13 protein-coding genes and 1 tRNA gene are annotated in these 12,064 nt (G+C 57.5%); 7 read left to right on the forward strand and 7 right to left on the reverse strand.

Going from position 1 to position 12,064, the window contains the following annotated elements; all coding sequences use genetic code 11:
• Positions 1–68 precede the first annotated feature (68 nt).
• Complete coding sequence (locus tag QSK07_RS17025; protein WP_127645014.1) at positions 69–254, forward strand: hypothetical protein; 186 nt, start codon at positions 69–71, stop codon at positions 252–254.
• A 320-nt stretch (positions 255–574) separates the two neighbouring features.
• Here QSK07_RS17025 and tesA read toward each other — a convergent pair whose 3' ends face one another.
• The gene (tesA, locus tag QSK07_RS17030; protein WP_285720903.1) at positions 575–1,201 is read right to left on the reverse strand and encodes a multifunctional acyl-CoA thioesterase I/protease I/lysophospholipase L1; all 627 of its coding nucleotides are present in this window, start codon (positions 1,199–1,201) and stop codon (positions 575–577) included.
• Between tesA and ybbA the strand changes: the two genes are divergently transcribed.
• Both ybbA and ybbP read left to right on the forward strand, forming a co-directional pair.
• Positions 1,169–1,855, forward strand: coding sequence for a putative ABC transporter ATP-binding protein YbbA (gene ybbA, locus QSK07_RS17035; RefSeq protein WP_098051272.1), 687 nt, complete (start codon positions 1,169–1,171; stop codon positions 1,853–1,855). The genes tesA and ybbA overlap by 33 nt on opposite strands.
• Positions 1,852–4,269, forward strand: coding sequence for a putative ABC transporter permease subunit YbbP (ybbP, locus tag QSK07_RS17040; RefSeq protein WP_285720902.1), 2,418 nt, complete (start codon positions 1,852–1,854; stop codon positions 4,267–4,269). Before ybbA ends, ybbP begins: the two co-directional genes overlap by 4 nt.
• An 84-nt stretch (positions 4,270–4,353) precedes the next feature.
• Here the strand turns inward: ybbP and purK are convergent, their stop codons facing one another.
• The 4 genes from purK to ppiB all read right to left on the reverse strand — a co-directional run bounded on the left by purK (position 4,354) and on the right by ppiB (position 7,262).
• Positions 4,354–5,418 (reverse strand): 5-(carboxyamino)imidazole ribonucleotide synthase, encoded by a 1,065-nt coding sequence (gene purK, locus QSK07_RS17045; protein ID WP_285720901.1) that lies wholly within the window; start codon positions 5,416–5,418, stop codon positions 4,354–4,356.
• Positions 5,415–5,921 carry a 5-(carboxyamino)imidazole ribonucleotide mutase gene (purE, locus tag QSK07_RS17050; protein WP_285720900.1) on the reverse strand — a complete coding sequence of 169 codons (507 nt, stop codon included), beginning with the start codon at positions 5,919–5,921 and terminating at the stop codon, positions 5,415–5,417. The genes purK and purE overlap by 4 nt, the downstream gene beginning before the upstream one ends.
• Positions 5,922–6,051: 130 nt before the next feature.
• Positions 6,052–6,768, reverse strand: coding sequence for a UDP-2,3-diacylglucosamine diphosphatase (gene lpxH, locus QSK07_RS17055; protein WP_285720899.1), 717 nt, complete (start codon positions 6,766–6,768; stop codon positions 6,052–6,054).
• Positions 6,768–7,262: a peptidylprolyl isomerase B gene (ppiB, locus tag QSK07_RS17060; protein WP_013357047.1), complete on the reverse strand. Its 495-nt coding sequence runs from the start codon at positions 7,260–7,262 to the stop codon at positions 6,768–6,770. The genes lpxH and ppiB overlap by 1 nt, the downstream gene beginning before the upstream one ends.
• Before the next feature lie 212 nt (positions 7,263–7,474).
• On the opposite strand from ppiB, the gene cysS reads away from it, so the two are divergent.
• The gene (gene cysS, locus QSK07_RS17065; RefSeq protein ID WP_285720898.1) at positions 7,475–8,860 is read left to right on the forward strand and encodes a cysteine--tRNA ligase; all 1,386 of its coding nucleotides are present in this window, start codon (positions 7,475–7,477) and stop codon (positions 8,858–8,860) included.
• 33 nt (positions 8,861–8,893) lie between these two features.
• On the forward strand, positions 8,894–10,000 hold the full coding sequence (locus QSK07_RS17070) for an AAA family ATPase (RefSeq protein WP_285720897.1): 1,107 nt from the start codon (positions 8,894–8,896) through the stop codon (positions 9,998–10,000).
• A 27-nt stretch (positions 10,001–10,027) separates the two neighbouring features.
• On the opposite strand, the gene ybcJ is transcribed toward QSK07_RS17070, so the two are convergent.
• Together ybcJ and folD are read right to left on the reverse strand one after the other, a co-directional pair.
• Positions 10,028–10,240, reverse strand: a complete 213-nt coding sequence (gene ybcJ, locus QSK07_RS17075) for a ribosome-associated protein YbcJ (protein WP_285720896.1) — start codon at positions 10,238–10,240, stop codon at positions 10,028–10,030.
• Positions 10,241–11,107, reverse strand: a complete 867-nt coding sequence (gene folD / locus QSK07_RS17080; RefSeq protein WP_033731804.1) for a bifunctional methylenetetrahydrofolate dehydrogenase/methenyltetrahydrofolate cyclohydrolase FolD — start codon at positions 11,105–11,107, stop codon at positions 10,241–10,243. It abuts the gene before it with no gap.
• 173 nt (positions 11,108–11,280) lie between these two features.
• Here folD and QSK07_RS17085 point away from each other — a divergent pair, with 173 nt between their 5' ends.
• Both QSK07_RS17085 and QSK07_RS17090 read left to right on the forward strand, forming a co-directional pair.
• The gene (locus QSK07_RS17085; protein WP_285720895.1) at positions 11,281–11,784 is read left to right on the forward strand and encodes a DUF1198 family protein; all 504 of its coding nucleotides are present in this window, start codon (positions 11,281–11,283) and stop codon (positions 11,782–11,784) included.
• Between the two features lie 94 nt (positions 11,785–11,878).
• A tRNA-Arg gene (locus QSK07_RS17090) sits at positions 11,879–11,955 on the forward strand.
• Positions 11,956–12,064: the final 109 nt, after the last annotated feature.

A 12,064-nucleotide genomic window follows, 5' to 3' on the forward strand; every position in this document is an offset into this window, starting at 1 on the left:
TGAACGACAATTAGAACCTTACCTTGTTTTCATCGAAGGGCATCCTATTAGTTGTAAAGGAATACAGAATGAAATTTGTAAAATCGTTAATGTCTCACGCAATTGAAGGAATCATTACCTTTTTAGCTGTAATTTTTGCTATGGGTTCTTTTTTCTGGTTTGAAAGTATATGGCTGAAACTTACCGGGTGTATCGGAGCATTAATAGTTGGCTATGTGATTTCATACGGAGCGGCGAAAATCAGAGGTGGCTGAACCTTAATTGCTGCTGCGATTTTGCAGCTATTAATAATTGAGTTGAGTAGTTCTGGCTCAATGTTTTATTTAATGGTGAGTTCGTTTTGAACTAACCTGCCACCAGAACGCCACAGACGCCCGTTGCGCCACACAAAAGCGCGGTCATCACACTTGATAACCCTATACAGCTCATCCTCATAGCGCGGCACAAGTTAAGCCGCTGTCACCACTTTGCCGCCAATAACAAAAAAACAATATTAAATTATTGATTTAAATAATTTATTATAAGCTGCAAAGTGCTTTTGCATTTCTTTACCTTTTTTACGCATCCGGGCGCGCTACGGCTGCTTAACTAAGGGGGCCAGTTCTTTTGCCATTAATCCGGCGATAAACGGCTGAGCATCAGGATTGGGATGAATGCCATCCTGCTGCATCCACTCTGGCTTCAGATAGACCTGCTCCATGAAAAAGGGTACCAGAGGAATATCATGCTGCTGCGCGAGTCCCGGGTAGATGCCGCTGAACGCCTCGGTGTAGCGGCGGCCATAGTTTGCAGGCAGGCGGATCTGCATCAGCAGCGGCTTTGCATTGGCGGCTTTAACATCGTCGATAACTTTACTCAGATTCTGCGCAATAGCGTCAGGCGAAAAACCGCGCAGACCATCGTTACCGCCCAGTTCGATTAACACCCATTGCGGCTGATGCTGTTTTAATAGCGCAGGCAGACGCGCCAGTCCCTGTGCGGCAGTATCGCCGCTGATGCTGGCGTTGACCACTTTCGGTTTCTGCTGCCACTGCCTATCAAGCAGGCTGGGCCAGGCCGCCGTGGCAGACATACGATAGCCTGCACTCAGGCTGTCGCCCAGCACCATCAGGGTATCTGCAGCAGCAAGACGCGACACCATCAGAAGAATCAATAACAGGAAGGGATAATGCCAGCGGAAAACATTGTTGAAGTTCATCATCTTACTAAGTCCGTCGGTCAGGGAGAGCATCAGTTAAACATCCTTACCGGAGTTGAGTTGGTTGTCAAACCAGCCGAGACCATTGCGCTGATTGGCGAGTCCGGCTCCGGCAAGTCAACCCTGCTGGGCATTCTGGCCGGGCTGGACGATGGCAGCAGCGGCGAAGTTCATCTGCTGGGGCAGCCGCTGCACCAGATGAACGAAGAGCAGCGTGCGGCCCTGCGTGCCCGGCAGGTCGGCTTTGTGTTTCAGTCATTCATGCTGGTGCCGACCCTGAATGCCCAGGAGAACGTCCAGCTGCCATCACTCCTGCGCGGCGACAGCGACCGCCAGAGCCGCGAACAGGCACGGGAACTTTTGACGCTGCTCGGGCTGGGTGAACGTCTGCATCATCTGCCCGCTCAGCTGTCAGGCGGCGAACAACAACGTGTCGCGCTGGCCCGCGCCTTCAGTGGTCGTCCGGGTCTGCTGTTTGCCGATGAGCCGACCGGCAACCTTGATCGTAAAACCGGTGATCGCATCGCCGATTTGCTCTTTTCCCTTAATCGCGACTTCGCCACCACGCTGATTCTGGTGACGCATGACGAGCAACTGGCGGCGCGCTGCGATCGTCGTCTGCGGCTGCGTGACGGTAAATTGTGGGAGGAGCAATGATCTGGCGCTGGTTCTGGCGCGAGTGGCGTTCGCCCTCGCTGCTGATTGTCTGGCTGGCCCTGACGCTGGCGGTTGCCTGCGTGCTGGCGCTGGGTTCGATCAGCGATCGCATGGAAAAAGGGCTGAATCAGCAGAGCCGTGATTTTATGGCCGGTGACCGCACGCTGCGCAGCACCGATGCTGCGCCCGAAGCCTGGCTGGAAAAGGCGCGGAAAACCGGCCTGACGGTCAGTTCTCAGCTCACCTTTATGACCATGACCTTTGCGGATCAGTCACCGCAGCTCGCCTCCGTCAAAGCGGTGGATGACCGCTACCCGATGTTTGGCACGCTGCAGACGCAGCCGCCAGGGCTGCGGCCGCAGGCAGGCACCGCGCTGGCGGCCCCGCGCCTGATGGCGCTGCTGAATCTGAAAGTGGGTGACATGCTGGAAGTGGGGGATACCCAGCTGCGTATCAGCGGTGAGGTGATTCAGGAGCCGGATGGCGGCTTTAACCCGTTTGAGATGGCACCGCGCCTGCTGATCAATCTGGCGGATGCCGCCAGAACCGGCGCGATTCAGCCTGGCAGTCGCATCACCTGGCGCTATAAATTTTCCGGAAATCCTGAGCAGCTGGCCAGCTATGACCGCTGGATTGAGCCACAGCTGAAGGTGGATCAGCGCTGGATCAGCGTAGATAACTCGGAAGATGCGCTGGGCCGTTCGATGCAGCGCGCGCAGCAGTTCCTGCTGCTCTCCGCATTACTGACGCTGATGCTGGCGATTGCGGCTGTGGCGGTTGCCATGAGCCACTATTGCCGCAGCCGCTATGATCTGGTGGCGGTGCTGAAAACCCTGGGCGCGACGCAGGGTGCGTTGCAGCGGTTGATCATCGGCCAGTGGCTGGCAGTGCTACTGCTGGCGGCGATTGCGGGAGGCGTGGTTGGGCAGGGCGTGGAAGCCATCCTGATGACGATGCTGAAACCCGTATTGCCTGCCAGCTTACCGGCGGCCAGCGTCTGGCCGTGGATCTGGGCGGTGGGTTCACTATTTGTGATTTCGCTGCTGGTGGGTCTGCGTCCCTATCGTCTGCTGCTGGCAACCCAGCCGCTTCGTGTACTGCGGCGCGATGCGGTGGCAAATCTCTGGCCGCTAAAGTTCTATATCCCGGTAATGATCGCAGTGGTCGTTACGCTGTTAGCGCTGCTGGTTGGCGGCAGTAAAATGCTCTGGGCGCTGCTGGCAGGTGTGGTGGTACTGGCGGGATTACTGGCGTTACTCGGCTGGGGAACCCTGCTGCTGCTGCGTCGGCTGGTGGTACGCAATCTGGCACTGCGACTGGCGATCAACCGGCTGCTGCGCCAGCCCGGCATGACGCTGAGCCAGCTCGCGGCCTTTTCCCTGTCGTTTATGCTGCTGGCGCTGCTGCTGGTGATGCGCGGCGATCTGCTGGATCGCTGGCAGCAGCAGTTACCGGCAGACAGCCCAAATTTCTTCCTGCTCAACATGACGGCGGATCAGGTGCCGCAGGTGCGCGATTTCCTGCAAGCACATAAGATTAAGCCCGAAAATTTCTATCCCATTGCGCGGGTGCGGCTTAGCGAACTCAACGGTAAACCGGCCGATCCGAAGCTGGATAATGCCCTGAACCGCGAACTTAATCTGACAGAGCTGGCCGATCGCCCGGATCACAATCCGCTGGTGGCTGGCAACTGGCCGCCAAAAGCGGGTGAAGTGTCGATGGAAGTGGAGCTGGCGGATCGGCTGGGGCTGAAGCTCGGTGATACCCTGACGTTCGACGGCGATACGCAGACGTTCAGCGCCCGTATTACCAGCCTGCGTAAAGTGGACTGGGAAAGCCTGAAGCCGAACTTCTTCTTTATTTTCCCGCCGGGTGCGCTCGACAGCCAGCCGCAGACCTGGCTCACCAGCTTCCGCATGGAGTCGAATCCTGTTCTGCTGGCGCAGCTGAACCGCGCCTTTCCCACGCTGAGTCTGCTGGATATCGGCAGCATTATGCGGCAGATCGGTCAGGTGCTGACGCAGGTCAGCCAGGCGCTGGAGATCATGGTGGTGCTGGTCACCACCTGCGGTGTGTTGCTGCTGCTGGCGCAGATTCAGGTCGGGATGCGCCAGCGTCGGCAGGAGCTGGTGGTCTATCGTACGCTGGGTGCGGGGAAACGACTGCTGCGCACGACGCTGTGGTGTGAGTTCGCGCTGCTCGGCGTGGTCTCCGGCGTGGCGGCGGCGATGGGGGCAGAAGCGGCGCTGTGGGGATTACAGACGAAGATTTTCGACTTCCCGTGGCAGCCGGACTGGACATTATGGCTGGCATTGCCGTTGTGTGGCGCGCTGCTGTTATCGCTGTGTGGCGGCTGGCTGGGGATCCGGTTACTGAAAGGAAAGGCGCTGTTCAGGAAGTTTGATGCGGCGTAAAGCCGGGCTGGAATCAGGCGGCACCAGGCTGCCTTTCACCTTTATCCAGGCCTAACCCGGAACCCGCAAGCGGGTTACGGGAAACTACAGTTTTTCAACGGCCCAGGCGATGCCACTGGCGTACTCTTCCGGCAACGCCGGTACCAGCGCATTCAGCGCCGCTTTCAGCCGCTCTGCATTGCTGTCGGTCAGATTGAGGTGGCCCACTTTACGGCCCGGGCGTACCTCTTTGTCGTACCAGTGCAGATGCACCAGCGGCTGCTGCAGCCAGCAGAGATTCACGGCGGTGCCAATCAGATTCACCATCACCGACGGCGCAAACACCACCGGCTGCGGCAATGCCAGGCCAAGAATGGCGCGCAGATGCAGCTCAAACTGGCTGATCGACGCACCGTTCTGCGTCCAGTGACCACTGTTGTGCACACGCGGCGCCAGCTCATTGATCAGCAGTCCGGCTGGCGTGACGAAGCACTCCATCGCCATCACGCCCACGTAATTCAGCGCCTGCATGATCGCGCTCAGCATCGCTTCGGCCTGCTGCTGCTGTGCCTGATCCGCCTGCGGCAGTGCCACGCTGGTGCGCAGAATGCCGTCCTGATGCAGGTTATGCGTCAGCGGATAGAACACCACCGAGCCATCGTGACCGCGCGCGCCGACCAGTGACACTTCACCGGAAAAGTTAATGCCCTGCTCAACGATGCATTCGCCGTAGCATGCCTCCGGCAACTGGTCAGTTTCATCAGCACGCAGACGCCACTGACCCCGCCCGTCGTAACCACCGGTGCGGCTTTTCACAATCGCCAGCTCGCCCAGTGAATCAAACACCGCTGGCCATTCACTTTTGTCCGCCAGCAACTGCCATGGCGCGGTCGCCAGTCCCAGCTGATCCAGCAGCTGTTTCTGCGTCAGGCGATCGGCCAGACGTGGGAAAATATCACGGTTAACAAAAGCCGGATGACTCGCCAGCTCACGCGTCAGCGCCGTTTCCGGCCAGCGTTCGATTTCGGCGGTGATCACACTGTCGGCGATCGGCAGGGCAGCAGGATCGGCATCCAGACCCACGGGATAGACCGCGATGCCCAGCGGTTCACCCGCCTGACGCAGCATACGACCTAACTGGCCGTTGCCCAGTACGCAGACCGGCTTCATGCATCCACCCGCGGATCGGGATGGTTCAGCACCTCATCGGTCTGGCTCTCACGCCAGGTATTCAGGCGGGATGCCAGCGCGCTGTCGTGCAGCGCCAGAATCTGCGCCGCCAGCAACGCGGCATTAGCCGCACCCGCTTTGCCAATCGCCAGCGTCCCGACCGGAATACCGCGCGGCATCTGCACAATCGAATAGAGGCTATCGACGCCGCTCAGGGCCGCACTCTGCACCGGTACACCCAGCACCGGCACCAGGGTTTTTGCTGCCAGCATCCCCGGCAGATGCGCCGCGCCACCTGCGCCAGCAATAATCACCTGCAAACCGTTGTCCGCTGCCGTTTCGGCGAAGCTGAACAGTTTATCGGGGGTGCGGTGCGCAGAGACCACTTCAACATGAAAAGGGACGTCCAGACTGGTGAGGATTTCAGCAGCGAACTGCATGGTGGCCCAGTCACTTCTGGAACCCATAACAATGGCGATGTGGGCCGGGGCGTTGGATGACATGCGGTCTACTCCTGTGAATAAACAAACACACCTGGCCGGGCGGACAGGTTTTGAAGGGCACCGAGAATAGCATGACAACGACGCAAGGAAAACGGTTGCGTCGGCCAGATGTCGTGGATTTAACCGGCGATCAGAAGTCGAACTCGATAAGCTGAATGCCGCTGGCGTCGAGCTGAATCATCGAGCCACGGCTGTGCCAGGCTCCCAGCACCGCGCGTTGCGCCGTTTCACCCTTCAGGCTCAGCGTATGAATTGCCGGGCGGTGGGTGTGGCCGTGGATCAGCAACGGCACCTGCTGGCGCAACATGGCGGCGGCCACGGCATCCTGATTCACATCCATGATGGTCTGGGATTTGTGCTGGTTGGCCTGTTTGCTGTCGGCGCGCATCCGGGAGGCGATGCGTTTACGTATCCACAACGGCAGCGCCAGGAAGAGCCGCTGAATCCAGAGATTGTGCACTTTGGCACGAAAGCGCAGATAACCCGCATCGTCCGTACAGAGCGTATCGCCGTGCATGATCAGCAGTCGATGGCCGTAGAGCGTCAGTACCTGTTCTTCCGGCAGCAGCGTCATGCCGCTGGCGCGCGCAAAGCGTCGGCCAATCAGGAAGTCGCGGTTACCGTGAATAAAATAGACGGGAACCGGAAGGGCGCGCAGGGCGCTGGCAATCTGCTGATGCAGCGGATTGGAATCGTCGTCACCAATCCAGGCTTCGAACAGATCGCCGAGAATATAGAGCGCGTCGCAGTGGGGTGCTTCGCGCTGTAAAAAATGCAGAAAACCGGCGGTAATCGCCGGTTCTTCCTGACACAGATGGAGATCTGCGATAAACAGCGTGCGGGACATTACTCGCTTACGGTCACTTTCTGGATAACGACGTCATCTTTTGGCACATCCTGGTGCATGCCGCTGCGGCCGGTAGAAACGGCTTTGATCTTCTCGACCACGTCCATGCCTTCAACCACTTCTGCGAATACGCAGTAGCCCCAGCCCTGAACGCTTTCGTCACGGAAGTTCAGGAAGTCATTGTCAGCCACGTTGATGAAAAACTGTGCGGTCGCAGAGTGCGGCGCAGAGGTACGTGCCATTGCCAGGGTACCTTTGGTGTTTTTCAGGCCGTTGTTCGCTTCGTTCTGGATTTCATCTTTGGTTGCTTTCTGCTTCATGCCCGGCTCGAAGCCGCCGCCCTGAATCATAAAGCCGTTGATGACACGGTGGAAAATGGTGTTGTCGTAAAAACCTTCACGGCAGTAATCCAGGAAGTTCTGTACGGTTGCCGGCGCTTTATCATCGAAAGTTTTGATTACGATATCGCCATGGTTCGTCTGGAAAGTTACCATTTTTGTTGTCCTGTAAAGGTTGTGATCAGTTGCCGGGATCGCGCTCTTAACTGGCGTACCCCTTTTAGTCGACCGTTCTTATATCATAATTTCCAATGACGCGTCAGCAGCACGGCGCAGTTGGCTTGCTTTGCGTCGCGCGAGCGATAAAAATACGGCACAATGTCTGGATACTTAAAAAAGCCAACCACACGCGAAAACGGAACCGTTCAATGCTTAAGATTTATAACACCCTGAGTCGACAGAAAGAGGAATTCAAACCCATTCATGCCGGTAAAATCGGGATGTATGTTTGCGGCATCACGGTGTATGACCTCTGTCACATTGGTCATGGGCGGACGTTCGTGGCGTTTGACGTGGTGGCGCGTTACCTGCGTTACCTCGGTTATCAGCTTAACTATGTACGTAATATCACTGACATTGATGACAAAATCATCAAGCGCGCCAATGAAAACGGTGAGAGCATCGAAACGCTGACTAACCGTATGATCGGCGAGATGCACAACGACTTCGCCGCGCTGGGCATTCTGCCACCTGATGAGGAGCCGCGCGCCACCCGCTATATTGCTGAAATCATTGAGCTGGTGCAGACGCTGATCGCCCGCAATCACGCCTATGTGGCGGACAATGGCGACGTGATGTTTGATGTGCTGAGCGACACCGATTACGGCGCACTGTCGCGTCAGGATCTGGAGCAGCTGCAGGCGGGCGCGCGGGTTGAAGTCGCTGATGTGAAGCGCAATCCGATGGACTTCGTGCTGTGGAAGATGTCCAAAGCCGATGAGCCCGCCTGGTCATCACCGTGGGGCAACGGCCGTCCCGGCTGGCACATCGAGTGTTCAGCGATGAACTGCAAACAGCTCGGCACCCATTTTGATATCCATGGCGGCGGTTCAGACCTGATGTTCCCGCACCATGAAAATGAAATCGCTCAGTCGAGCTGCGCCCATGACGGTCCGTACGTCAATTACTGGATGCACTCCGGCATGGTGATGGTTGACCGCGAAAAGATGTCTAAATCCCTCGGTAACTTCTTCACCGTGCGTGACGTGCTGCAACATTATGATGCGGAGACGGTGCGTTATTTCCTGATGTCCGGTCACTATCGCAGCCAGCTTAACTACGGCGAAGATAACCTGAACCAGGCGCGTGCGGCGCTGGAGCGTCTCTATACCGCGCTGCGTCACACCGACAGCAGCGTTAAAGCGCATGGCGGCGAAGCATTTGAAGCGCGTTTCCGCAGCGCAATGGACGATGATTTCAACACCCCGGAAGCCTACTCGGTGCTGTTCGATATGGCGCGTGAAGTGAACCGCCTGAAAAGCGAAGATGGCGCTTCAGCGCATGGGCTGGCGTCGAAGCTGCGTGAGATGGCTAACGTGCTGGGCATCCTGCAGCAGGATCCTGAGCTGTTCCTGCAAAGCGGCGCGCAGGTGAATGACGAAGAGGTTGCCGAGATTGAGCATTGGGTAAAAGCCCGTGCCGATGCGCGTGCCGCCAAAGCCTGGGCGGAAGCGGACATCGCGCGCGACAAGCTTAACGCGCTGGGGGTCATCGTCGAGGATGGACCACAGGGCTCCAGCTGGCGTCGAAAATAAACCGGAGAGGGCGAGCAATCGCCCTTTTTTATTATGGCGATTGAACAGATTCAGATCCGCGGCTTCCGCTCAATACGTAACCTGACGCTGTCACTGCAGCAGCTGAATGTGGTGAGCGGTCCCAACGGCTGCGGAAAATCCAACCTCTACAAAGCGGTGCGGCTGCTGCACGAAGCGGCCTCCGGTCGTCTCGCGCTGGCACTGGCTGACGAGGGCGGCATTCAGAAAGCGATGTGGGCGGGCGGTTTACGCCGGGGCGATCGCCGACACGATCCAAAGCGGCTGGAGCTGGCCGTGGTGATGGATGACATGGATTACCAGCTGGACATTGGCTTTCCCGAGCCGCTGTCGACCAGCCTGTTCAACCTCGATCCGCTGGTGAAGCAGGAGCGACTCTGGCTCAGCGGCCAGCGTCGTCGTCCTTCTGCCTGCATCATGCAGCGCGAAAATCAGACTGCCTTTCTGCATAACGTTGAAGGTGATCGCGTCGCTTATCCGGCGGTGCTGCATCCTGAAGAATCACTGTTTGGTCAGCTTGGCGAACCCCATCTCTACCCGGAACTTTCCCAGCTGCGCGAACGGCTGCAGCAGTGGCGCTTTTACCATGAGTTCGCCGTCTGGCCTGGCTCACCGATTCGTGCGCCGCAGATTGGGGTACGTGCGCCGGTGCTAAGCCATGATGGCAGCAATCTGGCGGCAGCCTGGGCAACCATCGTGGAGCGTGGTCATTCAGAACTGTTGTCTGAGGTGATGACGCAGGCGTTTCCCGACAGCCAGTTTGACGTCGACGTGCAGAACGGTCGCTTTCAGATGCTGATGTCCCGCCATGGCATTCTGCGTCCGCTGGAGAGCGCGGAGTTTTCAGATGGCACGCTGCGTTTTCTCTGTCTGGTTGTGGCGCTGCTCAGCCCGCGTCCGCCCGCCTTTATGGCACTGAATGAGCCGGAAAACAGTTTGCATGAAGATCTGTTGCCTGCGCTGGCGCGTTTAATCGCCGAAGCCAGCGAGTACAGTCAGCTCTGGATCACCAGCCATTCACCCCGGCTCGCGATGCTGATTGCGCAGCATACGGCGGTGAATCATATTGCACTGGTACAGCGGGAAGGGGAGACGCGTGTAGCGGGGGATGAACTGCTGTGACAGCGTCCCCGCAGGGACGCCCGGGAATTACTCGACGACAGTGATGTGGAAACCGGCAAATTCCACGGTCTGACCGGCAACGATCTTGCAGCGCTTGCGGGTCTCTACCGCGCCATTGACCTTCACTTCACCCTCGGCAATCACGACTTTCGCCTGTGCGCCACTCTGAACCCAGCCTTCAAGTTTCAGCAGGTCACACAGATCGACGTGCGGGAATTTACCCAGTGAAAAACTTGCCATTTAAACGTCCTCTTTATCGTGAAACTCTTCGCACGCCTGCAGCGTGTTTTGAATCAGTGTTGCGACTGTCATCGGTCCGACACCGCCCGGCACCGGGGTAATGTAAGACGCGCGCTCTGATGCGCTGTCAAAATCAACGTCGCCCACCACTTTGCCGCTGTCCAGACGGTTAATGCCCACGTCAATGACGATGGCACCAGGTTTGATCCAGTCGCCCGGAATAAAGCCTGGCTTGCCCACCGCAACGACCAGCAGATCGGCATGCTCAACGTGATGGCGCAGATCTTTGGTAAAGCGATGAGTCACGGTGGTGGTGCAGCCCGCAAGCAGCAACTCCATGCTCATCGGACGACCGACGATGTTGGACGCCCCGACCACCACAGCGTTCAGGCCATAGGTGTCAATGTTATAGCGCTCCAGCAGCGTCACGATACCGCGCGGCGTGCAGGGACGCAGGGTTGGCGCACGCTGACACAGGCGACCGACGTTATAAGGGTGGAAGCCATCGACATCTTTATCCGGCGTGATGCGCTCCAGCACCTTCACATTATCGATGCCCGCTGGCAGCGGCAGCTGCACCAGAATGCCATCGATTTCGTCGTCCTGATTGAGCTTATCGATCAGCTCCAGCAGCTCAGCTTCGCGGGTGGTAGCAGGCAGATCGTAAGAGCGGGAGTGGAAACCGACCTCTTCACAGGCGCGGCGTTTGCTGGCCACATAGATCTGCGATGCCGGGTTTTCACCCACCAGAACCACGGCCAGACCTGGCGCTCGTTTTCCGGCGGCCAGGCGCTGCTTCACTTTTTCCGCAACCTCAACGCGCACCTGCTGCGCAATCGTTTTACCGTCAATAATTTTTGCTGCCATCAGAGAGGAAATCCACTGTGTTGTGTTGAATCGGGGAAGGGGGCTATTTTGTCAGAAGCGCGGCGCGCTGTCAGTCACAGTTTCAGCCGCGTATGCGCTTTCCGGCTTTTTCGTCGCGACGAGTGCCTGCCTGCATGCGTATGATATCTGCAGGACAATCCGGGGACGATGTAATGATTTGGATAATGCTTGCTACGCTGGCGGTGGTGTTTGTCGCTGGATTTCAGCTGCTCACCGCTGGCTCACGCCACGCTGCTCAGCGGCTCAGCAAACGGCTGCAGCTGCCACCGGTACAGGTGGAATCAATGATCTCTATGATGGGTAAAGAGGCGGCGAAAGAGTTTACCGACTATCTCAGCAAAGATAATGAAACGCATCTGCACAACGGCGCAGCGGTACTGCTGATCTGGCAGGTGTTGATTGTTGACGGCAGCGAGGAGAACAGCCAGCGCTGGCATGCCATTCTCAATCGTGCCGGTTTTCCACCGCTTATCAGCCGCCAGCAGTTGCTGCTCGCGCTGGGCTTTCTGCGCCAGCTGGAGCCGGACAGCCAGGAGCTGCACGCACTTCGTGAGCAATACAATGCGCGTTTCACATCACAAGGGATTGAGCTGGAAGGAGAATTTACCGGCACCAGTAAACTCGTGTCGCTCAGCGAATGGCGCAGGTGTCACTGACGCTAATTGGTTATTACCGCAGCACTTCGCTGCGGTGAAACGGCAAAAACGTTGACGTACCCGCTTCCCGACGTATAATCCGTGCCATCTCCATGCGCCCTTAGCTCAGCTGGATAGAGCACCGGCCTTCTAAGCCGTAGGTCACAGGTTCGAATCCTGTAGGGCGTGCCATTTTCATTTCTCCTGTCGTCTACTAAAGTCCACAAAATCCCAGTCAGTAAGCACCTTCCTGCGAATCTCATTATCTCAACGTCTACTATCATCTATTGAAATCAACAAT

Source organism: Pantoea sp. QMID4 (genome assembly GCF_030270445.1).
In the GTDB taxonomy this organism is placed as follows: Bacteria; Pseudomonadota; Gammaproteobacteria; order Enterobacterales; family Enterobacteriaceae; genus Pantoea; species Pantoea vagans.